Below are 24,100 nucleotides of genomic sequence, written 5' to 3' on the forward strand. Positions count from 1 at the left end.
GAGCATATGGGCAAACTGTTCCAGCCGCTGTTCACTACCAAAGCGCGCGGTATCGGACTGGGGCTGGTGGTCGTGAAAAACCTGATCGAGGCCAATGGGGGAACGGTCAAGGTGGAGAGCGAAGTGGATCAAGGGACTCAGTTTACTGTCATCCTCCCCTCAGCGGATAAAATAAAAGGAGTATTATGAGTTTTTTGGATCAACTATTGAAACAGATCGTTCGCCGGCTTCTGAAAGTAAGCCCACTCCGATTTGCTGTACTGTTTTTGATAGCGGCGGTGATCGTCTCAGTCATGATTGTCTTGGCAATCGATTTTCTGTGGGATGGGCATTACAATACCGAGCTTGAGTTTGCCGGTGTCCTCACCCCCTTCCTGGACGGCTTGTTTCTCGTTGTTTTTATTACGGCGATGTTCAAAGAGATACGGGAAGAAGTGAAACGGCGCGAGATGGCGGAAGAGCAGATCCGCGAGCTGAACGAAGAACTCGATGCTAAGGTGAAGGAGCGGACACAACAGTTGCTCGAAGCGCAGAACGAACTCGTGCGCAAAGAGTCTCTGGCCGTGCTGGGAAAAATCGCCGACAATGTGGGACACGAATTGCGCAACCCGCTGGGGGTAATGAACAACGCCGTCTATTTCCTCCAATCTGTCCTCCCTGACGCCGATGAAAGTGTCAAGGAGTACCTGGATATTATCCACGATGAAATCGCCTCAGCCGATCACATCCTCTCTGACTTGCTGGATGCGGTGCGTACCAAGCCGCCGCGACCTGAGAGTGTGGAGATCAGGGAGTTATTCGCACAGCTTCTAGAGGCCTCTCCCATTCCCCCATCAATCACCGTGCAGCTGGATATACCCGAACCATCCCCCCTCCTTTTGGTTGATCCGTTACAGATACAGCAGGTGTTTCGCAACCTGATCACCAATGCGATGGAGGCGATGCCGGAGGGGGGTATACTGCAAATCCGAGCGAGTGCAGAGGCGGACGCAAATGCACTCACCATCAGCGTGCGCGACAGCGGTATCGGCATGACGCCGGAGATACTTCCCAAATTGTTTCAGCCGCTCTTTACCACCAAAATACGGCGCATCGGGTTAGGGCTGGCCGTGGTCAAAAAACTGACCGAGGCCAATGGCGGCAGTGTGGCAGTGCAAAGCACCCCCGGCAAAGGGAGTACGTTTTTTGTTACCTTGCCCGACAATAATTTAGTAAAGGAGTGATAATGAAAATTCTAGTAGTGGACGACGACCGGCGTATCGTTAAAACGACATGCGATATTCTAAAAATCAAAGGATACGAACCCATTGCCGCCTACACCGGCGAGGAAGGGGTGGAAAAAGTCAAATTAGACCCTCCCGATTGTGTCCTGATGGATATGAAAATGCCCGGTATCAACGGTGTCGAGGCAATGAAACAGATGCAGGAAATCATCCCGGACCTCCCTGTGGTTCTGATCAGTGCCTATGCTACCAATGAACTGCTGAATGAAGCAAAGCACTCCGGTGCGTACGCCGTCTTGAACAAACCGATGAACTTTCAAGTCATTCTCTCCTTCCTTTCCCTGCTGCGCAAGGAAGAGAGCATTTTAATCGTGGATGATGATCCCGTTTTCTCCAAAACCCTAAAGGATTTATTGACCCTTAGAGGCTACCAAGTCGAAACAGAAAGCACCCCGGAGAGCGTCATGGAAGATTTGGCAAAGGGCTATAAGCTCGTCGTCGTCCTCGATCTTAAGCTGGGAGATGTGAACGGATTGGAAGTGCTGCAGAAAATACGGGCAAAATACCCCTCCAAGCCGGTGGTACTGGTGACCGGATATCGCCATGAAATGGGAGAATCTCTTGAAAAAGGGCTCAACATTGGTGCGTATACCAGCTTGTACAAGCCGTTCGAAACCGATGATTTGCTGAACATGATCGAGGAAATCCGACTCAAGAAATTACAGAACATGCTGGTGACACCATGAAAGCGGTAAGGGTATGACATGAAACAAGCACCCACTATTTTAGTCGTCGACGATGACCAAAATCTCAGAAAAACCCTTGGTGACATTCTACGGATCAAGGGTTATCAGCCTATCCTCGCCGGCAACGGAGCCGAAGCCATTGCCGCTATGGCACAGCCGGCAACGATCAGCCTGGCATTGATCGATCTGATGCTGCCGGATATGAACGGCCTTGAGATCATGGCACGGATCAAGGAAATCTCGCCGTTGACAGAGGCGATCATTCTGACCGGTCACGCATCCATGGAGACCGCCATCAACGCTACCAAGCAGGGGGCATTTTCCTATTTGCTCAAACCCTATCAGATGGATGATTTGCTTCTGAATATCAAACATGGGATTGAGCGCCAACAGGCGCAGGAGGAAATTCTCCGCCTGGCATCCTATCCCAGACTGAATCCCAATCCGGTGATCGAGATCGGTTCCTCAGCAGAACTTACCTACATCAATCCGGCAGCTGAAAAAGCGTTTCCGGACTTGAGCACCGCCGGACAGTTGCATCCGCAATTGCAGGGGATAACGGAGATTTCCGCTACGCTGCGGCAACACGACCAACAAGAGAGCATTCGCGAAATCAGACTGGGAAATGCCGTCTACGAACAACATATTTCTTATATCAAAGAAGCGGATCTGATCCGTATCTATGTACTGGATATTACCTCGCGTAAACATGCGGAAGAGGCGCTGGTAATCAGAGAGCGAGAACAGGCTGCAGTCGCCGAACTCGGCTCTTTTGCCTTGTCCGGAAAAGAGTTAAGCGCGGTATTCGAACATGCGGTAGAGCTGGTTACCCAAACGTTGGAAGTGAAATTCTCCCTGATCCTCGAAGCACAGCCAAAGAGCGAAACACTGTTATTTCGGGCCGGCACCGGATGGGATACGGTAGCGAAGGATCAATTTCTAAACAATGCGGACTTTGCCCTCTCATCGTGCTTAACCCAGCCATCCGAACAACCGCTCATCTTGGGCGATCCATCCAACGAACCCCATCTGGCATGTCACACCTTCTTGCTAAAGCAGTTGGGTGTGGTTAGCGGAGTCACATTGCAGATTGGTTCACACACCAATTTATTTGGGGTAATTGGCGTATTTTCGGCATACCCGCGTGATTTCAGCAAGGATGACATGAACTTTTTGCAAGCGGTGGCCAATGTCCTCTCTTCAGCCGTGCAGCGCAAACGTTCCGAGGAGGAGATCAATCTGCTGGCTACGACCGATACGCTCACCGGTATCGCCAACCGGAGAGAATTCAGCATGCAGCTCGAAAAAGAGATCGAACGGGCCAAAAGATACGGTACGCCACTCTCCCTCGTCATGTACGATATCGATTATTTCAAACGGGTGAATGACACATTTGGTCATGATGCAGGCGACTCTGTTCTGCAGACTCTCACTGAAGTGGTGAAGAGCAATATTCGCTCGGTCGATATCGTTGCGCGGTGGGGCGGCGAAGAGTTCATGATTTTGATGCCCCAATCGGACGGGGCAGCCGCCGGCGGTGCGGCTGAGAAACTGCGGCAAGAGATCGTTCAGCACCCTTTTGAGCGGGTTGGCAACCTGACCGTCAGTTTCGGAGTTACCGCATTCGCACCGCAGGATGATTCGAACGCATTTTTGAAAAGAGTGGACGATGCCCTTTATCAGGCAAAGGAAAATGGGCGAAACCGCGTCGAAGTCCTGGTTGGCTAGGCGCTCTCCCCTAAGAAATAAAGGGGTAGGCTACGTCAAAGAAAAAACGGAATAATGGTACAATTTCGCATCTTAATCCTCAGGATTTTACTCCATGTTTAAATCTCTCCTTTTATCCACTCTGCTATTTGCTTCGTTGGGAGCACAAGAACCTGCGCAGTGGGGAGAGAACGTCACCGGAGTCGTTACCCGGTTTCAGACCGGAACCAAAGAGATCGCATTGACCTTGGATGCCTGCGGAGGGAGCCCTCGCAGCTCTCAATATGACGCCGAACTGATCGATTTTCTGATCCAAAACCGTATCCCCGCAACACTCTTTATCAATGCCCGCTGGATCGATACGAATCCTGAGATTTTTGCGCGTCTCGCCACCAACCCTCTTTTCGAGATCGGCAACCACGGAACGGAGCATCGTCCTCTCTCTGTCAACGGCAAAAGCGTCTACAACATCGCCGGTACCGCATCAGCTGAAGAGGTAACCAAAGAGATCGAAGGGAACAGCAAAAAAATCGAAAAGTTGACCGGCAAACGTCCCGCTTTTTTCCGATCCGGCACCGCTTATTATGATGAAATCGCAGTGGATATCGCTCACAAAACAGGTGTAGAGATCGGAGGATTTGCCATCATCGCTGATGCAGGGGCGACACTCCCGAGCGATGAAGTTTCACACCGTATCAAAAATGCCCGCAGCGGCGACATCATCATCGCCCACATGAACCACCCCGAGAGCGGAACCCGAGAGGGGATTATCGATGCCCTCACCGCATTGCGCAAAGAGGGGTTTAGTTTCGTCCGTCTCAGTGATGTAAAACAGCGTCTCAAACGCGTTGAATAATGCCTGGCTAATGCATTATGCAGATTTTAATGACGACGTAAAAATTATCATCCAAACCCACCCTAAAACGAGCTCAAATCCTAAAAATGCCCCTATTTTTAGGTAAGCAAAAATTTCCACCCCCTGCGCAATGGCGATCGGGCTTGTTTGATCCACTAAAAACAAGACAAAAAGGGTATGGCTTAAGCGCACTTTATCAACATTTTCCTTGGTCTGCACGAATGCCAAAAAATGGAGTGTGGCCATGAGGACAATGGAGATAAATAAAAGATGGGGGATGAGGGTTTCTATCAATCCATGGAAGGATTTGATGCGATAATACTCCATCACATCCTGAGCAGAAAATCCGATGAGAAGATAAAACAACAGTGCACCGATAAAAAGCTGCACAAAGATCAAAGAACCAAACGCGACTGCTGCAAATCGTACGAATCGTGCAGGCATTAAATTCTCTTTCGAATCAGTCCGACAATGAGGACCATACTGGCGATTAACATCAAAAGATGAAATGCGATAAAACCAAAAGCGCCGGCAGCCACGGATGCTTCCCCGAACCACGTAACACTGAGCCAGCCCAATGGGTAGAGGAGCAAACCTGCAAGGGCCGAGCCCAACACCAATGCTTTGAGCCGATGGGAGACCGGGCTGCGTCCCAAGACCGATGCAATCATGACAAAAATCATAATAAGAGCAAAGAGATCGGTATGAACCTGCAACACCAAATCACTCAGAGGAAGCGGATCGATGAATTCGGCTTCGTTACCCATGATGACGCTTTTCCACTCCCCCAGACTGGTTCCATAATCGATTGATTTGGCCACCAGATTCAAGACAAGAACACCTGCTACCACTATAAACATCCAAATAAGGATGATCCGCATCACCGGGGTATCGGAGAGTTTTTTAGAGACGATAAACTTCATGGCTTCACGATATCCAGAAGGGCTAATGCCGCTCGGGCACCGTCGCTAATTGCCCGAGCCGATAAGGTGGCACCGGTAGTGGTCGGAATGTCTTGATTCAGTTTAAGGGTACTTGCACTGTTTTTATTGTCAAAGACATCCAACCATTTTTTTGTTGGAAGATATTCAAGAGGTTCGTTAAAGGCGACGATTTCAATCGATTTGATTTTACCGTCCACACCGATCAGATAGAGGGCGATTGCCGTTTTTGTACGTACTTTTTTATTCACTAAAACACCATATCCCAGCGTCTGTGTACCGTTCTTCGCACTGTATATACGGTAGAGTCTCGTGTCTATTTTTTGGGTGGAAGCTTTTGAGAGCTGTGCGACTTGCAGATCATTGAGAATGATATTTTGGGTTTCTACACTTTTAGCGGCAAAAGCACGTTGAGTCAGAACCATAGGATCGCCCAATACTTGGGCGAAACTCGATGTGATGGCGAAGAGTAAAAAGAAAACGGTTTTCATCAAAATATAAATCCTAATCCAAACGAATAGATCCCTTCGCTCACATGGAAATCCACACTGTTACGGTTATGACGAAGCATATATTCCCCTTTGAGCACCACTTGCTCATGCGGAAAATAGTTCAAACCGTAGGTAAAACTCTGCGTATCTCCAAACGATGAACCATCGACTCTCTCACTCGCAAGATTGTAGTTTTCGTATTGGAAAAAGATCGGAAGGCGATCAGACGTTTGTGTAAAAAATGGTAGGACATTATACTCTAAGTTCACATAACCGCCATGGGCTTTTTCAGGCATTGAGAGGCTATACGCATCGGCATGGGTTAAATAGCTTTGCGTATAAAGGGCACGTACTTTGAACCCTTCAAGCTGATAGAGAGCATGCAGATCGGCCATAAACATATCCCCCTCTTCTTTCTCCGCAATTTTTGCGTTTCCCGCTTTTGCCGCATAAGCACTTGCCCCGATTTGAAGGCCATTGATACCGTTGTAATCGAGCCGTGCTACAACCGCCGTATTATCCATCCCTTTGTCACTTTCATTCCCGATACGTGCTTTGCGAATCCAATCTTTATCCGTTAGCGGAGTTCCGATCGCTCCATTATTCATATCCAAAGCCGTAAATACTCCCGCCTGATACTCAAAACTATCCGTTTTCCCATACACACTCAGACCAAGTTCATGCCAGGTAGAGGGAATAAGTTGTTTCTCAACATCGGGGCGCTGTACCGTATTAAACAGTGTCGGTTCGTGATAAAGATTGACATACCCCATCGGAACGAGCTGATGCCCGACACGCACGGTTGCCAGCGGATCAAGGATAAAATCGACATAAAGCTGCTCAATCGCCACTTCATTACCGTGTTCAAATTCGATTTCGGAATTAAGGATGATGGTATCGCTGAATTTGTAGCCGATATAAGGGATAAATCGGTACGTATCCCCGTAACCGTCTTTAGTATCCCCATTCCCTACACTGTCATTGTATTTCGAGTAATACAATTCACCATAACCACCGATGGAGAGGGGATTTTTCGAATAATACACTTTCGATGCCGCGGTACCGAGTCCTTGAACATCTTGAGTAGTGTCGAGAGAGGTAAATGAGGTAGCGTTTTGAACATTGATCAACTCCTCTGTCAAAGCCTGAGTTTGTTCAGTCTGCTTTTTATGACTGCTTTCAATCGTCTCCAAACGTTCCGTAATCGCTTTCAGCTGTGCTTTGAGATCGCTGATCTCATCGGCCGAAAGATTGGTAGAAAGAGCCAGTACGGCAGCAGTGCTCAGGAAAAGTGTTTTCATAGGTTATCCTTTTATGATACTGATTATTAATAACGAAAGTATAGGGGAACAATCTGAAAACAATATTAATATTGAAATTAACTATCATTTACTTAAACTCATCTCTATCATGTTACACTTCGGTTATGAAATGGATTGTCACATTAATGGTATTGGGAGTATTGGGCTGGTCGCAGGAAAGGACGCAAGTGCATATGGGAACATTGATTAGCGTCAGTGTCGCCGAGAATACACTGAGTGACCAAGTGTTCAACCTGTTCGCCGATCTCGATCATCGGCTTTCAACCTATAAAGCCGATTCAGAAATTTCGCTCCTAAACCAAACCCATCACGCAACGCTATCGCCAGTGACGCGACGCGTACTGGAACGCTCTATGGAAATGAATAGGTTAAGCGATGGGGCATTCGATATAACCATCGGTTCCCTAAGCCATGGTGCTTATGGTTTTGGAACCGACAAAGAACACCTCCCCTCCAAGAAAGAAATTACTACGATGGGCCAATATGTCGGAAACAACAAAATAACCTTAGAAGGTGATTCGGTAAAGATTCAGCCCGGCACCATCATTGATTTAGGTGGCATCGGCAAAGGATACGCCGTTGATCTTGCTCTGGAACTGTTGACACAGCATCAACAGACCCAAGCGATTGTAGCCGCATCCGGAGATATCGGATGTTTAGGGATGTGTACCATAGCGGTACAAGATCCGTTCACTCCCGAAGGAGAAATCGCCACTATGGTATCGACATTACCGCGTGTGGCCGTGAGCACAAGCGGCAATTATGAGCGTTATATCAAAACGAAAGCCCATAACCATCTCCTTAATCCAAAAACATTGAAACCCCAGCAATGGTTTGCCTCCGTCACTTTGATCGATACCGACGATAATACCCGTCTTGATGCCCTCGCGACCGCCGTATCGGTCATGGAGGAGTCGAAGGCTGTTTCTCTGTTACACTCTTTATCGATTGCCTATCTCCTCATCCGTAACGATGGTACACGCATCATGAGTCCTATGCCTACCGGGGTCACGCTTCGTACACACCCTTAAACCTCTATTCGCTATAATTCGCCACTTTTTTTATTGGATATTCTTATGGAAATGCTGCTCCTCCTCGCTGTTGCGTTAGCAATGGACTCCGTCGCCGTCTCCATCGCCATCGGTTCAAAATACAAAGAGCTGTTGTTCTCTAAAATTTTAGTTATAGCCGCGGTATTTGGGTTGTCCCAAGGGGCAATGCCGCTTGCGGGATATCTTATCGGAATCAGTTTTTCGGGGTACGTCCAAGCGTATGATCACTGGATCGCATTTGTTCTGCTCACGGGATTGGGAGGGAAAATGCTCTATGAAGCGTACCAAGACGAGTTTGACGAAGAGGTAACCGACCTCTCTACAAAAACCCTCATCACGTTAGCCGTCGCCACCAGTATCGATGCGATGGCGGTAGGGGTGACGTTTGCCTTTTTGCAAACCGATATCTATTTCGCTTCGGCTATAATCGCACTCGTAACGTTTGCCCTGTGTTTCGGTGCCGTCACTATCGGGAAAAAGCTCGGTTCTCTTCTCGAATCCAAAGCCGAAATACTCGGAGGAGTCATCCTTATCGGATTGGGATGTAAAATTCTTCTTGAACATACGGGATGGCTTTAAGGGTTACCATCCGTCTGTAGCATGATGATCGTGTTTTGACTTTTTATAGCGGCGGGCATTAATCCGTTTCTCGAGCTGATTTTGGGCGTAAAAAAGCTCCTCTTTGATTGTCTCAATATCGGTATCCGAGGCGCGAAAATCGAGAATCTTCTGTCCCAAGGCTTCGAGTTCGGTATATTCATCCTTATAGAGCTTTACCGCTTCATTTTTTTCCAAAAATCGGAAATTCATATCCACTTTTTGATCATACTGCTCTTTGGTCGGATTTTCACTTTTTGCCAAATAGGAAATGATCCCGCTGATAAACCGCCCAAGCAAACGGATATACCGAAGCCGTTTTGAATTTTCTTCTTTAGATACGTTCATATACCCTCACGTTAGCAATTCATCGATACAATGTCACCATTATACCTATTAGGAGCCAATATGCGCTTAGCCCTTTTATCTCTTTTACTCGCCATCACAACACTTACCGCCGATTATATCCGCCAACCGATCGATCAAAAGCTCATCGACTCCAAAATCAAAATCATCGATATCCGCACCCCCGGAGAGTGGAAAACAACAGGCATCGTCAAAGGTTCATACCCCATCATGTTTTTTGATGAACAGGGGAATTACAATATCGAAGCCTTTTTAGGGAAGTTAAACAAAGTGGTCAAAAAAGGGGAAAAATTCGCCCTTATCTGCAACAGTGGAAGCCGTACCCAGACAGTCGGTACTTTTCTAGGCAAACAGCAGAGCTATGACGTTATCGATTTACAGGGGGGAATTCAGTACGCAATCGGTAAAAAAATGCCCCTAGAACCCTATAAGCCTTAAAAAAATTTAAAAAGTGTGTTGAAGCGTCACGCCAATATACTTTCCTTCGCTCGACGAGTTTTGTATGACGGGTGATAACAAATATTGATCGGTTACAAACGCTCCCAATGCTGAACCTGTTACATGGTAAGCGACATCGAGTAACTGTCCGTGGACATCTCCGTTCAAAGCAACCGTTACACTTTCAAACGCGATAATTGCAGCACTACTGAGTCCAAAACCGACCCATCCTCGATCTTCCCGATACTCTGGATAATAGCGATCTACCACAGCAGTGATCCCCCCTGCCATAACCGCTCCGCCTATAAGATGGCTGATTTCACTGTTCAAACTATCATTGGCATTCACGGCAGATACGACGAAAAGCGTGCTCATCAAAAAATGTTTCATTGGTTTTATTCTCACTTTTGTCTCCTTTATTTTTATTGTAAAAATGCGAGCAGATCGATATACTCTTTTTCAATCACACCCAAATTCTCCAACATCCGCATCTCATCAATCCCCGGGTTCTCACTCAGGAACTCTCTACGCCATTGAATATTGTCTTGCAATTCCGTAAGTCCCGTCGAAAGATATTCGATCATCGACTCAATATCGCTACCCCGAATGACCCCTTCCGTATCGGCTTTGTAAAACAACAGCGCATAATCACCCGTTTCATGGGAAAAACGGAAATCTTCGGCAATGTTATGAACAATCGCTTTGATCCGTTCATCTTTAATAATTCGTTTTGCCATTATCTGCCTCCCCTTTAAAATATATCATTGTAATGGCTTTTGGTATAGGAGTTGCTTAGGTTATCTATCCAAATAGAAAAGATTAATACAAACCGTGGAATCACTCAAACTTAAATCCAAACTTCTCTATTTATTGCTGATTGTAGGGTTTGGTTTGGGTGTCGTCGGACTCATCGGTTATATTAATATCCAAAATATCAAACGGAACATGGACACCCTCTATTTTGGTTCCCTGCTCCCTCTTAGCGAGCTGAATTCGATTACCGAGACGTACCACAACACTCTGGCATCCCCCATTTACCGATGGAACAACCAACTCATCAGTGATGAGCAAGCAGTCGAAGAGATCTCCCTGGGACTGGATCGGATTGACCAACTGTGGGCTGAGTATCTCTCTCATCAAAAACAACCTGAAGAGATGGCGTATATCGATTATACCGCATCCCAAATAGAGCGTTTAGAACACTATTTTATACAAGTACGATCCTTGATAACCGATCCGGGACAAGCCCATCCCTTGTCGTTAAGTACACTGGATCATAATATCCGTTTTATACACACGATCATTCATCAACTGATTGCGTATGAAAATGCTTCAGCACGCTATGAACATGCTCTGCTGCTCGCACAGTATGAAAATGCGCTCATGCAGCTCATTCTCTTTTTGGGGACGACTTTAGCGCTCGTAATGGGATTGGCGTGGAAAATTTTTGCCCGTATCGAGCTGCAGCAGCACCAACTTATGGCATCAACCGAAACGCTTCAGCATCTCAATTTCAAACTTGAGCAAGCTTCCTATACCGATTCTCTTACCGCGATGTACAACCGGCGTTATTTTAATATCATTTACGAACGAGAGTTCAAACGCGCCCTCCGTTCCCAGAAGCCTTTCATTTTCATGATGCTCGATATCGATTTTTTCAAACAATACAATGACACCTACGGTCACTTGCAAGGAGATCTTGCCCTCCAAGCTGTCGCCAAAGTGCTTAAAAATACCCTGCAGCGCCCGGGGGACTATCCGTTTCGTTTGGGGGGAGAAGAGTTTGGGATTATACTCACCGATACCGATTGCAAAAATGGTCAACTCATGGGGGAAAAAGTACGTTCAACGATTGAAAGTTTAAAAATAGAGCATAAAGGGTCAAAGATCTTGCCGATTCTGAGCGTCTCGATAGGGGGCATTTGTATCATCCCTACCGCCCAAATGGGAGACGATGAGCTGATCCATGCTGCGGATACGAACCTCTATGCGGCGAAAGAGCGGGGAAGGAATCAAGTCGTATTCAGTAATACACTATAAATACGTCATCGTAATAAAATCCCGATTCACTACGCTAACGCTGTGTTTTACCCGCAGGGCATAATGCGCTCGGCGCGAAGCCCACGCACAGCAAGCCGTGCTTTGGTACCTATTTTTTGAATTTGAATCCCAATTTTTCGAGGTGCTCACGCACTTTAGGAGAAATATCCCCTTGAAACTCCATCCACCCCTCTTTATAAGCCCCGCCGCAGGCGAGCGACTTTTTTAAGACAGAAAGAGTTTTTTGGGCTTCTTCTTCGGTAAGGCTAAAAGGGCCGACAAGGGTGACGATTTTCCCTTTGCGTTTCTCTTTTTGGAAAACAAGGCGATGAGCGGAGGGATCAAGGAGGGTAAATGTTTTAGAACTCTTCTCCTCTTCCACACTCCACCCCTCACCCCAAGAGGCTCCCAAATCGAGAGAGAGTTTTGTCCCTCGGCTCATTTGCTTTCACCGCAAAAGGTAAAACGTTTCGTCCCATTGGGAAGGGTTTCGTCAAACATTTCCAGCGGACGTACCCATAGCCCCTGTTCGCCGTAGAGCGGACGGTAAACAACAAGGTTCTCACCGGTTTCGGAATGTTTTGCCACCCCGATTACTTCGTAATATTTCCCTTTATAATGACGATACAGTCCTTTTTCAAGCACGTTGTACCTTTTGGACCAGAGCACTGATTCCCTCCGCCTCAAAAGCGTTACGATTGGCCATCGAAAGGATCGGATTGGTACAGTACTTTGTATTGTCGTACACGACAACGATGACCTCATCCCCCTCTTGGAGAAAATTAGTCTCACCAAAATGGGTGTAGCGGGTAGCACCGATACTGATAATGGCCTGTTTCGGACACCCTGCTGCGCGGAGATACTCCCCGATCGATTCCAGCGGACCAAAATCAACTTGGGTATTCATCTGCTTTTTCATCCACTCCAGCAATTTAGCATAAAAAAAACTGTATCCCTGCAATTCGACATCTTCACCGTAGCGCATCAGCATGCCATCGCGACGTAAAAATGAGGCGATGCGATAGCTGTCCATCACCCCCCCTTCCTCAAACCTATCGATAGGGATCAAAGTAGATGACAACCCTTTGGAGGCTTCGCCCCAATTTTTTTTGTGGCTGATTTTTGCAGCTCCTTCTTTACGAAGGGAGCAATCGTTATAGGCACCAAAAAATTTGGGAATAATATGTATTACTTTTCCCTCCGAGCTGTATTCGAGATCACAGATCAACGCCACTTCCGGTTCGGGCTGAACGTTGCATTCCTCCTTCGGAAGGATGATAGTGTCTGAACTAATCGGATAGATACCGAGCTGCCCCTCACGTCCGGGGATATAGAAAGGGAATATCCCTTTCGGACCATTCGGATCTTCGGTTAGAATGTCTTTAAAATCGGCACTCTCGCCCGCTTGTTCGAGGTGGAGGGCGAAATTGCCCGCAACACCGAGTCCAACGAAGTTCTTGTAATCATTCATGTTTTTACCTCTCCGTACTTCCGTTCGTGGTGAGCCTGTCGAACCATGAACGTTACACCCTTCGACAGGCTCAGGGCGAACGAATATTTACTTACAGTGATCCGCTCGCTTTCGCTTCGGCAAACTCTTCGTATGTCCCTTTGAAATCAACATAGGTTCCATCGAGGTGCAATTCGATAATACGTCCGGCAAATGCATCGAGCAACTCACGGTCATGGCTCACGCAGATAACGTTTCCGTCAAACTCGTATAATGCTTCACCGAGTGCAACGATTGCTTCGAGGTCAAGGTGATTGGTCGGTTCATCGAGAACGAGGAAGTTCCCCCCCTCCAACATCATCTTAGAGAGCATCATACGGTGTTTTTCTCCCCCGCTGATTTTCTCCACACTTTTTTCCTGCTGTTCACCGTTGAAAAGCATACGTCCCAAACAGTTGCGGATCTCGGAAATCTCCCGTTTCGGATCAAACGCACGGAGCCAATCGTACAACGTACCGTCACCTTTGATCTTATCGGTCGTATCTTGCGGGAAATAACTCGGCTCGATCGTAGCCCCCCATTTGACACTTCCGCTGGTCGGTTTGATCTCTTCCATAAGTACTTTAAGGAGCGTTGTTTTACCGGCACCATTGGCACCGATAACGGCGATTTTTTCTCCCGGAGCGATTTTCAGATCGATATTATGCAATACGTTCAAATCACCATAACTGTGTGAGACATTCACTACTTCAAGTGCTTCATCTCCCATCTGGCGTTTCGCTTTAAAGACGATACTCGGATCACGTCGAGACGATGGTTTAATATCCTCGATGGTCAATTTATCCAATTGTTTCTGACGAGAGGTAGCCTGTTTCGCTTTAGAGGCATTTGCGGAGAAGCGGCGTACGAACGCTTCGAGCTGTTCTTTCTCTTTTACTTTTTTATCACGATCGAGCTGCGCTTGGTTCGCCATAACGGTCGATGCAAGATACCAGTCATCATACGTTCCGGTAAACTCACGGATTTTTTGGAAATCGACGTCGAGAATGTTGGTCACAACGGCGTTAATAAAGTGACGGTCATGCGAAATGATAACCAATGTCCCCTCATGGCGCTGAAGCTCACGCTCCAACCATCCGATCGTATCGATATCGAGGTTATTCGTCGGCTCATCGAGGAACAAAACGTCCGGTTTCGGATAGAGGACCTGCGCCAGCAAAACTTTGAATTTTTCCGATGAGGGGAGGCTCGACATCAAATCGTTATGATGCTCTGCCGCAATCCCGACGTTTTCCAAAATCTTTGCGATTTGAACATCGTACTCATAGGTCGGATCTTCTTCAACCGAAATCATCTCCAATTCGGCAAGGCGGTCATTGGTTTTCTCATCTTCAAAATCACCGTTGGCGTACAAATACTCTTTCTCTTTGATCGCATCGTAGAGACGTTTGTTCCCCCACAATACCGCATCAGCAATCGTGAAATCTTCAAACGCGAACTGATTTTGTCCCAAAATACCTACTTTAAGACCCGGTTCGATAGAGACATCCCCCTCGTACTCTTTGATCTCGCCGCTGAGGATTTTCAAAAATGTCGTTTTTCCCGCACCGTTCGCACCGATAAGACCGTAACGTTTATTACGATCCAGTTTGAGGTTAATCCCCTCAAATAAAATTCGGCTGCCGAAGCGCATTGTTAATTTTGTGACTTGTACCATTGCAAAACTCTTTACATAACTAAAATTTCGCGATTATATCCAAATTATGGTTACACTCTCCTAACCTTAAAAAAAGGAAGTTTTAAACAATAAAAAAATATAATATCACAAAACTATCACTTTTTTAGGATTCAATGGAAAACGAAATCCCCTTTTATGATGTCCTAAACTATCTTCCTGAGGGAATCATCATCGTCGATGAACGGGGAGTCATTCTTTTCGCCAATGATGCTTTTTCTGAAATGCTGGGATATGAAAGTGCCCTTTTGCTGGGACTTAACATTCTGAGTATTTTGGCCGACATTGACGTGTTTCACGAATGTATTTCGCATGTGATGCGTGAGGGGAAATCCCTCGATTCCACTACCGATTTTATTCATAGTAACGGAACTATTGTCCAGAGCATTAAAAGTGTACGGATGATTCAACATAATGAACACGTCCGCTTTTTTGTCAACGTCCGTAATCTCTCCGATCTTAACCGCCTTAACAGAGAACTCCGAGAATCAAAAGAGATGATCGAGCTTCAAGCCCGTGAGCTTGCTGCTCTCCTCAACTCTAAAAACCAGGAACTCGAAGAGATTTTGAGCAGCATTAATGAAATCATTTGGTATATCGATAATCACAGCCTCTCTTTACGCTATGTCAACCATGCCGTAGAAAAAGTTTTCGGATTTAGCCGAGAAAACTTTTTATCCGATCATACCCTCTGGCAACAGCAGATTCATCTCGAGGATCGTGCCTTGGTACAGATGTTTTTTGAGACCCTCCTTCCCGGACAAGCGCAAGAAATCCGTTTTCGAATTCTCCATCATAATGGAGAAACACGATGGTTAAACAGCCGTATTTACCATCACCCGAAACTGAATCTTTTTATCGGTATTACCAGCGATATCACTGCCCCCAAAGCCCAAAGTGAAGAGATTGCCTTTCTCGCCTATCACGATCCGCTTACCATGCTCCCAAACCGTGCCAAACTTAAACTGCAGCTCGAAAGCCGTTTCGAACATTCGGTTTCCACCCCATTTGCCCTCATGTTTTTGGATTTGGATAATTTTAAAAATATTAACGATACGATGGGGCATAAAATCGGTGATTCCATTCTGATTGAAGTCAGCGATCGGCTCCGGGAGAGTGTCGGTAAATACGATTTTTGTGCCCGTTTCGGCGGCGATGAGTTTGTTATTTTACTCCAAGACGCCGATAGCCAAAGCGTTAGTGCAATGGCTGAACGTTTGATCCAGACGTTCAAAGAACCTTTCAGAATCAATAAAATGGATTTTTTCCTCTCCTCATCTATCGGCATTGTCCTCTATCCTCTAGACGCGTCAAGTGCAGAAGATTTAATCAAACACGCCGATACGGCGATGTACGAGGCGAAAAATAAAGGGAAAAACCAGTTCGTCTATTATCACACCTCCATGCAGCGGGCCCTCCACGACTTTTTATATATTGAGTCATTGATACGCGACGGCCTCTCTCACAATCTTTTTGAACTCTATTTTCAACCGTTGATTGATGCCAAAACATTACGACTGGAAGGGTATGAAGCACTGCTGCGTCTTCCGCATCCTGAAGCAGGGTTCGTGGCTCCCGATATCTTTATCTCGGTTGCAGAAACCAACGGGGATATTCTCCTCATCGGGAAAGAGGTACTGATTCAAGCGTGCGATTTTATCGATACGGCACGCACTTTGCGTGATGAGCCGTTTTTTGTTGCCGTCAACATTTCGGCAAAACAGCTCCATCAGGAAGCCTTTGCCCAAGAACTGCTCAGTTATCTAGACCAACGCTCTATCCCCCCCTCTTACTTAAAAGTGGAACTTACCGAGAGTGCCGTAATGGAAAATATTGAGATTGCAGGCCGTCAGCTCCGTCAATTGAAAGCGGGGGGGATCCGAATCTCATTAGATGATTTCGGTACCGGATATTCCTCTTTTGCTTATTTAGCACAGCTGCCGATTGATACCCTTAAAATCGACAAATCCTTTATTCTTCCCCTCTTTGAGGGGAATTCCAACCGCCATATCGTCGAAGCCATCTCCAATCTCGCTCACGTACTCGGGATGAATGTCACCGCAGAAGGGGTTGAAGAGAGTTCCCATTATGATTTTCTCATCGAAAACCAAATCGATACCCTCCAGGGCTATCATCTTTGCCGCCCTCTCCCGCGCGATCAAATTCTCCAAAAATTACGCGATGAAGCCCCCTACTTTACACCTGCTTCCTCGTTAGGGTATACTATCTGACAAATTGCATTGCCCGTATACGGGCATGTTTATGTTACATCCCGTGAGGAAATACCGATGGTCGAGTCTGAGCTTTACCCACTGTTACTGGAATCAGGATTTCACGTTCCTCCGTTTCGCCGCTTTGCCCTTGATGAGCCTTTTGAGATTGACTTTTATCCGATAGCGCTCAAAGTCGAATCGCCAAAAATCGTTCATAAAAGTGATGTCGGCGGTGTTGCACTCTCCCTAACGAATGGGCACGATGCAGCCGCAGCACGGGACAAAATGATCTCCTCTATTCGCGAACACGGCATTCCCCTGAATTCCGATGACGGATTTATCGCAACCGCCATGATTCAGGGTGAAGAACTGTTCGCCGGAGTCGTCAATGATCCGATTTTCGGGCAGATCATCCTCTTTGGCAAAGGGGGCGTCTTACTGGAACTCTACCGTGACGTATGCTACATCGATACCAACGCCGATGAAGAGGAAATCCTTCGTTCCATCCGCACCACAAAAATCAGCAAACTCTTTGAGGGGTTTCGGGGCGCATTACCAATGATGGATTCCATCGTTGCTTTTATCCAAACCCTTCAACGTTTTATTCGGACACACCCGACAATTCGCGAATGCGATCTCAATCCTGTCATTTTCAACCCTCAGGGGCTGCACGTCGTAGATGCGCGTATCGACTATCATAGTACCCCCACTCTCTCGGAACACCCTCCACGCATTCGACATAATTTTTTCGACAACCATACCGTTGCACTCATCGGTGCTTCGAATGATCCCAACAAAGTCGGTTACGCCATCGCACGCAATGCCCTCGCCTTTAGCGGCAAACTCTATTTAGTCAACACCAAGGGGGGGAATTTTGAGGGAACCCCCCTCTACCGATCCCTTTGTGAAATCAACGATACGATCGACACGGCTGTTATCACTATCCCCTCCTGCCATGTTATTGAAACGATCAAAGAGCTCATTCCCAAGGGGGTGAAAAATATCATTATCGTCTCGGCCGGGTTTAAAGAGGTCGGAGATACCCAAAGCGAAGAGCGGTTGAATGCCCTGGCGCAAAAGCATAACCTTAACATCATCGGGCCCAACTGTCTGGGATACTACGAATCGACCCGAAATCTCAATCTCACCTTCGGCTCTCCCACCATTCATAAAGGCTCCCTTGCCCTCATCGCCCAATCGGGTGCCGTCCTCTCTTCTTTGATGGACAAAGCTGCTCAGGAGGGGATCGGGTTTTCCCATATCCTCTCTGCGGGAAACATGGCCGATATGAATTTCGCCGATATCATTACCATGCTCTCAGCCGCCCCCGAATGCGACGCTATCTCCCTCTATGCCGAAGGGATACAGGAAGGAAAAGCATTTTTAGAGGCACTGCGCCGCTGTTCAAAACCGGTTCGGATTTATAAAGCCGGAAAATCCCCACAAGCACGAAAAGCGGCATTTTCACATACCGGTAATCTAAGCGGGGATTATCCTATGTTTCGAGGCCTTTTAGAGAGTGTCGGAGTCAAAATCGTTGACTCCATTGAAGCACTGCTCTACACCCGAAGTTTCGATAACATTGCCATCATCACCAATGCCGGAGGTCCGGGGACCATCCTCACCGATACCATCATCGAACGCGGTGCCGGACTCTATACCCTCAATGAAAACGACATTGAAGCACTCGATGGCGTTTTGCCCTCCAACTGGTCTCGCAACAACCCCATCGATATTATCGGAGATGCACGCAGTGACCGTTTTAACGCGGCACTCCGTTGTGTCGATGCAATGGAGGGGGTTGATATGATTTATCTGCTCATAACCCCCCAACTGATGACCGATACCTTAGATATTGTCCGGTTGCTGGATAGTCAATGGAACAAACCCATTTTTCCGATCCTTTTAGGAGGAGCTATGATGAGCAAAGCGCTCCTCTATTTACGGGAACGCTCTAAGCCGTGTTTTACGACTTTACAAGACGCCGGGGGGTTTTTGTAAACTTTTCACAAGGCGATCAGAGTAATCACAAAAATACAATTATTTTTAACATTCCCATAAGATTGTAAAGGCTAAAATGTGTCAAGGATTATGCTGGTTATAGTTCGATTTTTTCACGGAGTACAATGTGACACAAATTTATGTCGGGAACATTCCCTACGGCAAAGACGAAAACGATCTTAAAGATCTTTTCGGACAATATGGTGAAGTTAGTTCAGTTAAATTCGTAAACGACAAAGAGACAGGCCGTTTCCGCGGTTTCGGTTTCGTTGAAATGGCGAACCAAGACGAAGCTAACAAAGCGATCACTGCTCTTGAAGGTAACGATTTCGGCGGACGTACACTTCGTGTAAACGAAGCTCGTCCTCGTGCTCCACGCCCTCCACGCGACCGCTGGTAATCGCATTCATGAAGCCCTGAGGGGCTTTCATGCCACTTTTGTTTTTCCCCTTTATCTGCCGCTTATAATTTTTATTTTAAAGAACCATAATGACCTATTCTCTCACAGAACCCTATATCGAACTCCATAAACTCATCAAACTTTTAGACCTCGTCGATACCGGAGGGCAAGCCAAAATACTGATTGAAAACGCTCAGGTTTTCCGTAACGGTGAAGTCGAAACCCGTAAACGGGCGAAAATCACCAAAGGGGAGAAGATTACGATCGGTGATGTGACGATCGAAGTGATCTGAGTCCATTGTTATTTAATGGAGTTTTCACTATAATTACCGATCTTATTAACGGCTCTACACGAGGTTCAAAAAACGCATGAAAAACACAAAAATGATGGTCGCCGGTTTTATCAGTGCCGTAGCGGTGAGTGTTGCCCTCTCCACGTCGCTGTTGGCAAAAAGCAACGTTGCCGAGCCTTCCGAACCCTCTGTAGAAGCTTCACGACTTCAGTCGCTCGCCAAATTTACCAAAGTTTTAAGCATTGTTGAACAGTACAACGTGGATGGCCTCACGATCGATCAGCTGATCGATAAATCGCTTCAGGGCCTTCTCTCCAATCTCGATGCCCACTCCAGCTATATGGACAAAAAAAGCTACGACAATTTAAAAACCCAAACGGAAGGCGAATTCGGTGGATTGGGCATAACGGTCGGTATGCGCGATAACGCGCTCACCGTCATTGCCCCGATCGAGGGGACCCCTGCAGACAAAGCAGGGATCAAAGCCGGGGACATTATCCTAAAAATCAATGATAAGTCAACACTCAGCATGACCATTGATGATGCCGTTGCCTTAATGCGCGGAACCCCTAAAACTCCGATAGACCTTACGATTGTCCGAAAAGGTTCTGCCGATCCGTTGAAGTTTCATATTATCCGCGAAATCATTACCGTTGAATCGGTTTATACCCGTATGATCAGTGGAAACATCCTCTATATCCGTGTTACAAGCTTCGATAAAAAAGTCGCCAGCGATGTCAAAACGGCGATCAAAAAACATGCAGGGAAAAGCAAAGGGATTATCCTAGACCTGCGCAATAATCCGGGCGGACTGCTGGATCAAGCGGTTGAACTCACCGACCTGTTCGTGAATGAAGGGGTTATCGTCTCCCAAAAAGGGCGCAATAAAGCGGATGACATCTCTTACAGTGCAACAAAAAGTGCTACGGTTACCGATTTGCCTCTGGTCGTCCTGGTCAATGAAGGTTCCGCCAGCGCTTCCGAAATCGTCAGCGGTGCCCTTCAGGATCTTAAACGTGCGGTAATCGTCGGAGAAAAAACCTTCGGCAAAGGTTCCGTCCAAGTAGTTATGCCGATCACCGAGAATGAGGCGATCAAACTCACCGTCGCCCGCTACTATCTCCCAAGCGGAAGAACCATCCAAGCCGTCGGTGTCGCTCCTGATATCGAAGTAATTGCGGGTGAGATCAAAAATCACGACAAAGCATTCAATATCAAAGAAGCCGATTTGAAAAAGCATCTCGAATCTGAACTCGAAAAAAATGACGGAATGATCGATGTCACCGAAGCCAATGCGACCAACAAAACCATCATCACCCCGGAACAGTTGAACAAAGATATTCAGCTCAAAGAGGGTGTCGATATCATTAAAGCCCTAATCATAGTCAAAGGAAAATAACCATGGAAAAACGCGATCTCATCTACGAAGGAAAGGCAAAACGCCTCTTTAACACCGACGATGCCAATTTGGTCATTGCGGAATTTAAGGATGATCTGACCGCTTTTAACGGCGCTAAAAAAGACAATGAAGCGGGAAAAGGGGCGTTGAACAACAAAATTTCAACGGAACTTTTTAAAATGCTCGCTTCTCGCGGAGTGGAGTCTCATTTCGTAGAGATGCTTGATGATAACAATATGCTTTGCAAAAAAGTGGACATTATCCTTATCGAAGTGATCGTCCGCAACATCGCAACGGGAAGCCTCAGCAAAAACCTCGGCATCCCTGATGGAACTGTCCTACCGTTCACCCTCGTCGAATTTGATTACAAAAACGATGCCCTCGGCGATCCGAAACTCAACGATCAACATTGTTTGATTCTCAACCTCGTTAAAAACGAAGCAGAACTCGACCAACTCCGTGCAATGGCACGTGAAGTGAATGATATTTTACGCCCCTATTTCCATGAAAAAGGGCTTAATCTCGTCGATTTCAAACTCGAATTCGGTCGCGACGCAAACGGAAAAATTATTCTCGCCGATGAGATCAGCCCGGATAACTGCCGTTTTTGGGATTTAGCAACAGGTGAAAAAATGGATAAAGACCGTTTTCGTCAAGGGCTCGGCGGCCTCAAAGTCGCTTACGAAGAAGTTCTAAACCGAATCTTGAACTGATAATACGACACACCAAAGGAATAAGATGAAAGCAATTATTAACATATTTTTGAAAAATGGAGTTTTGGACTCTCAAGGCAAAGCAGTACAGCACGCACTAAGCGGTCACGGTTTTGAAAGTGTTCGTGATGTCCGTGTCGGTAAACAAATCATCATTGAGATGGATGAAAGCGATAGTGTAGCGGCAAAAGAAAAAGTAGCCCATATGTGTGAAGAGCTTCTTGCCAACACCGTCATCGAAGATTACGAGATCGAGATTCAAGCATGAAAGCAAAGGTTAAAGTAGGTATCGTCCAATTTCCGGGAACAAACTGTGAGTACGATACCCAACATGCGTTCACCGCATTAGGGTGTGAAACACAAATTCTTTGGCACAAAGAAGATACGATCCCAGCAGGTACCGATCTCGTTGTCGTAGCAGGGGGATTCAGCTATGGGGATTATCTCCGCAGCGGCGCGATCGCAAAAATGTCTCCGATTATGAAAGCGCTCAAAATTTACGCGGAAAATGGAGGAAAAGTTTTAGGAATCTGTAACGGATTTCAGGTCCTCACGGAAACCGGACTCCTTCCGGGTGCCCTTAAACGCAACGAGGGACTCCATTTTATCTCTCGTCACCACCATCTCAAAGTAATAAGCAATGAGAACGATTTTCTCCGTCATTGTAAGGTAGATCAAGTCGTCAATATTCCTATCGCACACCATGATGGCAATTTCTACATCGATGATGCAGGACTAGAAGAACTTTATGCGAACAATCAAGTCTTGCTTAAATATACCGACGGTTCCGGTAATATCGATAATCCTAATGGATCCGTTGACAGCATCGCCGGAATTTGCAATATATCTAAGAATGTATTTGGTCTCATGCCCCACCCGGAGCGAGCGATGGAAACACTTTTAGGCTCCAATGACGGAAAACAGATGCTCGAAGGGTTTATAAACGCTTGAAAACACTGGCACTCTTTTTTCTCGTTTTACTACAAATTCTTTCGGCAGAACCTTCTGTTTTAACCGATCCTACCCCTGCAGTTGCAGAAGAACAGCAAGTAGAAACACCCGCAACAACAGAACCGGAAGCATCATCAGAAATCGACACCCTCTTCTCAGGGGTATCCTCTGGTTTAACCCTTCAAGTAACCGATCTTCCAACCCGTCCTTATGTCGGTGAGATCATCGCGATCAGCGTGAAACTCACACCGGTCGATTTGGCATCAGGGAATATCGAATACACCCTTCAAAATGAAGAAGGTATACGGATTTTTAGTGATACCCCTCGGCGTAACGTAAAAGAAGATGCGGTCTATGATACCTTTTATTTTCTGGTTCAATCCTCCAATATCCGTCTTCCGGACATTACAGCAACGTTAACCTCCACCGGCGGTACATCGGAAACACTCAGCGGAACCACCCTCACCGCTACGACCCTGAGTCCGCCATCGAGCTTTGCAAATGTTCTAGCCGATAAATTCGAAATCATCAATTACAAGACTACCGTTTATAACAGTGAAAGCAATGTCGTTATTTTCACGGTGAAAGCTTTACGCTGTAATATCAGTAACTTTTCTATTCCAAACGCCATTAAGCAGGGATTTGAATCGAAACTTTCCAACGTCGGCGAATCGCAAATGACCTATTATGCGATCATCCCCAACACGGAGCAAAACCTCAATTTCTCCTATTTCAATCTCAAAAAGCAACGGTATGAGTCGTTGGTAATCCCGATCATTGTGGATGATGATACCGTATCTACCCAAAGTGACCTCTCGCCGACCGATGCACGCCATACGGAGCTCAAAGTCGGTGCGGCCATCGTTGTTGTCCTTTTCCTCTTTGTTCTCTTTTATTGGAGACGTGAAAAATGGTATTTGTACGCTTCGGTGCTTCCGATGTTTTACATTGTTTACAGCTTACTCCCCAACCAGAATATTTGTGTAAAAAAAGATGCTCCGATTTATTTGCTTCCGATTAAAAATGGAACGATCTTTGAAATGACCCTTCAAGAAGAACATTTGGAAGCAGAAAAAGAGGTCGGTGAATTTGTCAAAGTACACTTGAGCAATGAGAAAGTCGGATGGGTTAACAAACGTGATCTTTGCTCGAATTAAATGGTTGTA

Annotated in this window: 29 protein-coding genes; 18 read left to right on the forward strand and 11 right to left on the reverse strand. The window is 46.5% G+C overall.

The window, feature by feature from the left end:
• The 5 genes from WB308_RS05675 to WB308_RS05695 form a co-directional block, all read left to right on the forward strand.
• The coding region (locus WB308_RS05675) for an ATP-binding protein (RefSeq protein ID WP_424189862.1) at positions 1-189 on the forward strand (189 nt) is incomplete at its 5' end.
• Entirely contained in the window at positions 186-1,223 is a 1,038-nt protein-coding gene (locus WB308_RS05680) for a sensor histidine kinase (RefSeq protein ID WP_424189863.1), read from the forward strand. The genes WB308_RS05675 and WB308_RS05680, both read left to right, overlap by 4 nt.
• Positions 1,224-1,225: 2 nt before the next feature.
• The gene (locus WB308_RS05685; protein WP_424189865.1) at positions 1,226-1,969 is read left to right on the forward strand and encodes a response regulator; all 744 of its coding nucleotides are present in this window, start codon (positions 1,226-1,228) and stop codon (positions 1,967-1,969) included.
• A gap of 18 nt (positions 1,970-1,987) precedes the next feature.
• Positions 1,988-3,697 carry a diguanylate cyclase gene (locus tag WB308_RS05690; protein WP_424189867.1) on the forward strand — a complete coding sequence of 570 codons (1,710 nt, stop codon included), beginning with the start codon at positions 1,988-1,990 and terminating at the stop codon, positions 3,695-3,697.
• Between the two features lie 94 nt (positions 3,698-3,791).
• On the forward strand, positions 3,792-4,532 hold the full coding sequence (locus WB308_RS05695; RefSeq protein ID WP_424189869.1) for a polysaccharide deacetylase family protein: 741 nt from the start codon (positions 3,792-3,794) through the stop codon (positions 4,530-4,532).
• A 15-nt stretch (positions 4,533-4,547) separates the two neighbouring features.
• Here WB308_RS05695 and WB308_RS05700 read toward each other — a convergent pair whose 3' ends face one another.
• The 4 genes from WB308_RS05700 to WB308_RS05715 are packed head-to-tail and all read right to left on the reverse strand — an operon-like array spanning position 4,548 to position 7,265.
• A complete protein-coding gene (locus WB308_RS05700; RefSeq protein ID WP_424189871.1) occupies positions 4,548-4,976 on the reverse strand; it encodes a hypothetical protein in 429 nt (142 codons plus the stop codon).
• The gene (locus tag WB308_RS05705) at positions 4,976-5,455 is read right to left on the reverse strand and encodes a hypothetical protein (protein WP_424189872.1); all 480 of its coding nucleotides are present in this window, start codon (positions 5,453-5,455) and stop codon (positions 4,976-4,978) included. Before WB308_RS05705 ends, WB308_RS05700 begins: the two co-directional genes overlap by 1 nt.
• Complete coding sequence (locus tag WB308_RS05710; protein ID WP_424189874.1) at positions 5,452-5,964, reverse strand: FMN-binding protein; 513 nt, start codon at positions 5,962-5,964, stop codon at positions 5,452-5,454. The genes WB308_RS05705 and WB308_RS05710 overlap by 4 nt, the downstream gene beginning before the upstream one ends.
• On the reverse strand, positions 5,964-7,265 hold the full coding sequence (locus WB308_RS05715) for a porin (RefSeq protein ID WP_424189876.1): 1,302 nt from the start codon (positions 7,263-7,265) through the stop codon (positions 5,964-5,966). The genes WB308_RS05710 and WB308_RS05715 overlap by 1 nt, the downstream gene beginning before the upstream one ends.
• A 125-nt stretch (positions 7,266-7,390) precedes the next feature.
• Between WB308_RS05715 and WB308_RS05720 the strand changes: the two genes are divergently transcribed.
• Both WB308_RS05720 and WB308_RS05725 read left to right on the forward strand, forming a co-directional pair.
• Positions 7,391-8,317, forward strand: a complete 927-nt coding sequence (locus WB308_RS05720; RefSeq protein ID WP_424189878.1) for an FAD:protein FMN transferase — start codon at positions 7,391-7,393, stop codon at positions 8,315-8,317.
• A 45-nt stretch (positions 8,318-8,362) separates the two neighbouring features.
• A complete protein-coding gene (locus tag WB308_RS05725; protein WP_424189879.1) occupies positions 8,363-8,917 on the forward strand; it encodes a manganese efflux pump MntP family protein in 555 nt (184 codons plus the stop codon).
• 3 nt (positions 8,918-8,920) lie between these two features.
• Here the strand turns inward: WB308_RS05725 and WB308_RS05730 are convergent, their stop codons facing one another.
• Positions 8,921-9,283 carry a hypothetical protein gene (locus WB308_RS05730; RefSeq protein WP_424189880.1) on the reverse strand — a complete coding sequence of 121 codons (363 nt, stop codon included), beginning with the start codon at positions 9,281-9,283 and terminating at the stop codon, positions 8,921-8,923.
• Between the two features lie 60 nt (positions 9,284-9,343).
• On the opposite strand from WB308_RS05730, the gene WB308_RS05735 reads away from it, so the two are divergent.
• Entirely contained in the window at positions 9,344-9,739 is a 396-nt protein-coding gene (locus tag WB308_RS05735) for a rhodanese-like domain-containing protein (protein WP_424189881.1), read from the forward strand.
• Positions 9,740-9,745: 6 nt separating this feature from the next.
• Here WB308_RS05735 and WB308_RS05740 read toward each other — a convergent pair whose 3' ends face one another.
• Together WB308_RS05740 and WB308_RS05745 are read right to left on the reverse strand one after the other, a co-directional pair.
• A complete protein-coding gene (locus WB308_RS05740; protein WP_424189882.1) occupies positions 9,746-10,144 on the reverse strand; it encodes a hypothetical protein in 399 nt (132 codons plus the stop codon).
• Between the two features lie 17 nt (positions 10,145-10,161).
• On the reverse strand, positions 10,162-10,476 hold the full coding sequence (locus tag WB308_RS05745) for a hypothetical protein (protein ID WP_424189883.1): 315 nt from the start codon (positions 10,474-10,476) through the stop codon (positions 10,162-10,164).
• 94 nt (positions 10,477-10,570) lie between these two features.
• Here WB308_RS05745 and WB308_RS05750 point away from each other — a divergent pair, with 94 nt between their 5' ends.
• Positions 10,571-11,779 carry a diguanylate cyclase domain-containing protein gene (locus tag WB308_RS05750; RefSeq protein WP_424189884.1) on the forward strand — a complete coding sequence of 403 codons (1,209 nt, stop codon included), beginning with the start codon at positions 10,571-10,573 and terminating at the stop codon, positions 11,777-11,779.
• Positions 11,780-11,888: 109 nt separating this feature from the next.
• On the opposite strand, the gene WB308_RS05755 is transcribed toward WB308_RS05750, so the two are convergent.
• The 4 genes from WB308_RS05755 to WB308_RS05770 form a co-directional block, all read right to left on the reverse strand.
• Entirely contained in the window at positions 11,889-12,221 is a 333-nt protein-coding gene (locus WB308_RS05755; protein ID WP_424189885.1) for a translation initiation factor, read from the reverse strand.
• On the reverse strand, positions 12,218-12,424 hold the full coding sequence (locus WB308_RS05760; RefSeq protein WP_424189886.1) for a DUF1653 domain-containing protein: 207 nt from the start codon (positions 12,422-12,424) through the stop codon (positions 12,218-12,220). The genes WB308_RS05755 and WB308_RS05760 overlap by 4 nt, the downstream gene beginning before the upstream one ends.
• Entirely contained in the window at positions 12,417-13,250 is an 834-nt protein-coding gene (locus WB308_RS05765) for a DUF5718 family protein (RefSeq protein ID WP_424189887.1), read from the reverse strand. Before WB308_RS05765 ends, WB308_RS05760 begins: the two co-directional genes overlap by 8 nt.
• 91 nt (positions 13,251-13,341) lie before the next feature.
• Positions 13,342-14,946 (reverse strand): ABC-F family ATP-binding cassette domain-containing protein, encoded by a 1,605-nt coding sequence (locus WB308_RS05770; RefSeq protein WP_424189888.1) that lies wholly within the window; start codon positions 14,944-14,946, stop codon positions 13,342-13,344.
• Positions 14,947-15,080: 134 nt separating this feature from the next.
• On the opposite strand from WB308_RS05770, the gene WB308_RS05775 reads away from it, so the two are divergent.
• The 9 genes from WB308_RS05775 (at position 15,081) to WB308_RS05815 (ending at position 24,091) form a co-directional block, all read left to right on the forward strand.
• Positions 15,081-17,195, forward strand: coding sequence for an EAL domain-containing protein (locus tag WB308_RS05775; RefSeq protein ID WP_424189889.1), 2,115 nt, complete (start codon positions 15,081-15,083; stop codon positions 17,193-17,195).
• A gap of 57 nt (positions 17,196-17,252) precedes the next feature.
• The gene (locus tag WB308_RS05780) at positions 17,253-19,178 is read left to right on the forward strand and encodes an acetate--CoA ligase family protein (RefSeq protein WP_424189890.1); all 1,926 of its coding nucleotides are present in this window, start codon (positions 17,253-17,255) and stop codon (positions 19,176-19,178) included.
• A 127-nt stretch (positions 19,179-19,305) separates the two neighbouring features.
• Complete coding sequence (locus WB308_RS05785; protein ID WP_015652803.1) at positions 19,306-19,578, forward strand: RNA recognition motif domain-containing protein; 273 nt, start codon at positions 19,306-19,308, stop codon at positions 19,576-19,578.
• Positions 19,579-19,667: 89 nt separating this feature from the next.
• Positions 19,668-19,871: an RNA-binding S4 domain-containing protein gene (locus WB308_RS05790; RefSeq protein WP_424189891.1), complete on the forward strand. Its 204-nt coding sequence runs from the start codon at positions 19,668-19,670 to the stop codon at positions 19,869-19,871.
• A 76-nt stretch (positions 19,872-19,947) separates the two neighbouring features.
• Entirely contained in the window at positions 19,948-21,270 is a 1,323-nt protein-coding gene (locus WB308_RS05795; protein WP_424189892.1) for a S41 family peptidase, read from the forward strand.
• 2 nt (positions 21,271-21,272) lie between these two features.
• A complete protein-coding gene (purC, locus tag WB308_RS05800) occupies positions 21,273-21,983 on the forward strand; it encodes a phosphoribosylaminoimidazolesuccinocarboxamide synthase (protein WP_424189893.1) in 711 nt (236 codons plus the stop codon).
• A 25-nt stretch (positions 21,984-22,008) separates the two neighbouring features.
• Positions 22,009-22,251 (forward strand): phosphoribosylformylglycinamidine synthase subunit PurS, encoded by a 243-nt coding sequence (gene purS, locus WB308_RS05805; RefSeq protein ID WP_424189894.1) that lies wholly within the window; start codon positions 22,009-22,011, stop codon positions 22,249-22,251.
• Positions 22,248-22,934: a phosphoribosylformylglycinamidine synthase subunit PurQ gene (gene purQ / locus WB308_RS05810; RefSeq protein WP_424189895.1), complete on the forward strand. Its 687-nt coding sequence runs from the start codon at positions 22,248-22,250 to the stop codon at positions 22,932-22,934. Before purS ends, purQ begins: the two co-directional genes overlap by 4 nt.
• Positions 22,931-24,091 (forward strand): hypothetical protein, encoded by a 1,161-nt coding sequence (locus WB308_RS05815; protein ID WP_424189896.1) that lies wholly within the window; start codon positions 22,931-22,933, stop codon positions 24,089-24,091. Before purQ ends, WB308_RS05815 begins: the two co-directional genes overlap by 4 nt.
• Positions 24,092-24,100: the final 9 nt, after the last annotated feature.

The sequence above is a fragment of the Sulfuricurvum sp. genome (assembly GCF_049587615.1).
Classification (GTDB): Bacteria; Campylobacterota; Campylobacteria; order Campylobacterales; family Sulfurimonadaceae; genus Sulfuricurvum.

What these genes read in the sequence shown, in the direction of transcription:
- WB308_RS05680 (WP_424189863.1), top strand. Translation starts at nt 186, where the DNA reads ATGAGTTTTTTGGATCAACTATTGAAACAGATCGTTCGCCGGCTTCTG.
- WB308_RS05685 (WP_424189865.1), top strand. Translation starts at nt 1,226, where the DNA reads ATGAAAATTCTAGTAGTGGACGACGACCGGCGTATCGTTAAAACGACA.
- WB308_RS05690 (WP_424189867.1), top strand. Translation starts at nt 1,988, where the DNA reads ATGAAACAAGCACCCACTATTTTAGTCGTCGACGATGACCAAAATCTC.
- WB308_RS05695 (WP_424189869.1), top strand. Translation starts at nt 3,792, where the DNA reads ATGTTTAAATCTCTCCTTTTATCCACTCTGCTATTTGCTTCGTTGGGA.
- WB308_RS05700 (WP_424189871.1), bottom strand. Translation starts at nt 4,976, where the DNA reads ATGCCTGCACGATTCGTACGATTTGCAGCAGTCGCGTTTGGTTCTTTG.
- WB308_RS05705 (WP_424189872.1), bottom strand. Translation starts at nt 5,455, where the DNA reads ATGAAGTTTATCGTCTCTAAAAAACTCTCCGATACCCCGGTGATGCGG.
- WB308_RS05710 (WP_424189874.1), bottom strand. Translation starts at nt 5,964, where the DNA reads ATGAAAACCGTTTTCTTTTTACTCTTCGCCATCACATCGAGTTTCGCC.
- WB308_RS05715 (WP_424189876.1), bottom strand. Translation starts at nt 7,265, where the DNA reads ATGAAAACACTTTTCCTGAGCACTGCTGCCGTACTGGCTCTTTCTACC.
- WB308_RS05720 (WP_424189878.1), top strand. Translation starts at nt 7,391, where the DNA reads ATGAAATGGATTGTCACATTAATGGTATTGGGAGTATTGGGCTGGTCG.
- WB308_RS05725 (WP_424189879.1), top strand. Translation starts at nt 8,363, where the DNA reads ATGGAAATGCTGCTCCTCCTCGCTGTTGCGTTAGCAATGGACTCCGTC.
- WB308_RS05730 (WP_424189880.1), bottom strand. Translation starts at nt 9,283, where the DNA reads ATGAACGTATCTAAAGAAGAAAATTCAAAACGGCTTCGGTATATCCGT.
- WB308_RS05735 (WP_424189881.1), top strand. Translation starts at nt 9,344, where the DNA reads ATGCGCTTAGCCCTTTTATCTCTTTTACTCGCCATCACAACACTTACC.
- WB308_RS05745 (WP_424189883.1), bottom strand. Translation starts at nt 10,476, where the DNA reads ATGGCAAAACGAATTATTAAAGATGAACGGATCAAAGCGATTGTTCAT.
- WB308_RS05755 (WP_424189885.1), bottom strand. Translation starts at nt 12,221, where the DNA reads ATGAGCCGAGGGACAAAACTCTCTCTCGATTTGGGAGCCTCTTGGGGT.
- WB308_RS05765 (WP_424189887.1), bottom strand. Translation starts at nt 13,250, where the DNA reads ATGAATGATTACAAGAACTTCGTTGGACTCGGTGTTGCGGGCAATTTC.
- WB308_RS05770 (WP_424189888.1), bottom strand. Translation starts at nt 14,946, where the DNA reads ATGGTACAAGTCACAAAATTAACAATGCGCTTCGGCAGCCGAATTTTA.
- WB308_RS05775 (WP_424189889.1), top strand. Translation starts at nt 15,081, where the DNA reads ATGGAAAACGAAATCCCCTTTTATGATGTCCTAAACTATCTTCCTGAG.
- WB308_RS05780 (WP_424189890.1), top strand. Translation starts at nt 17,253, where the DNA reads ATGGTCGAGTCTGAGCTTTACCCACTGTTACTGGAATCAGGATTTCAC.
- WB308_RS05790 (WP_424189891.1), top strand. Translation starts at nt 19,668, where the DNA reads ATGACCTATTCTCTCACAGAACCCTATATCGAACTCCATAAACTCATC.
- WB308_RS05795 (WP_424189892.1), top strand. Translation starts at nt 19,948, where the DNA reads ATGAAAAACACAAAAATGATGGTCGCCGGTTTTATCAGTGCCGTAGCG.
- purC (WP_424189893.1), top strand. Translation starts at nt 21,273, where the DNA reads ATGGAAAAACGCGATCTCATCTACGAAGGAAAGGCAAAACGCCTCTTT.
- purS (WP_424189894.1), top strand. Translation starts at nt 22,009, where the DNA reads ATGAAAGCAATTATTAACATATTTTTGAAAAATGGAGTTTTGGACTCT.
- purQ (WP_424189895.1), top strand. Translation starts at nt 22,248, where the DNA reads ATGAAAGCAAAGGTTAAAGTAGGTATCGTCCAATTTCCGGGAACAAAC.